Origin of the sequence: Shigella sp. FC1967, from assembly GCF_001743005.1 — a bacterium.
GTDB lineage: Bacteria > Pseudomonadota > Gammaproteobacteria > Enterobacterales > Enterobacteriaceae > Proteus.
This window is the reverse complement of record NZ_MIIZ01000411.1, coordinates 1-222: the sequence shown is the minus strand read 5'-3', so window position 1 is coordinate 222 and position 222 is coordinate 1. Positions and strand designations below refer to the sequence as shown.

Below are 222 nucleotides of genomic sequence, written 5' to 3'. Positions count from 1 at the left end.
GAATGGCGTAATGATGGCCAGGCTGTCTCCACCCGAGACTCAGTGAAATTGAACTCGCTGTGAAGATGCAGTGTACCCGCGGCAAGACGGAAAGACCCCGTGAACCTTTACTATAGCTTGACACTGAACATTGAGCCTTGATGTGTAGGATAGGTGGGAGACTATGAAGTGTGGACGCCAGTCTGCATGGAGTCAACCTTGAAATACCACCCTTTAACGTTT

1 rRNA gene is annotated in these 222 nt (G+C 49.5%); it reads left to right on the top strand.

Going from position 1 to position 222, the window contains the following annotated elements:
* Positions 1 to 222: ribosomal RNA gene (locus BHE89_RS03575) — 23S ribosomal RNA — on the top strand; the annotation flags it as partial.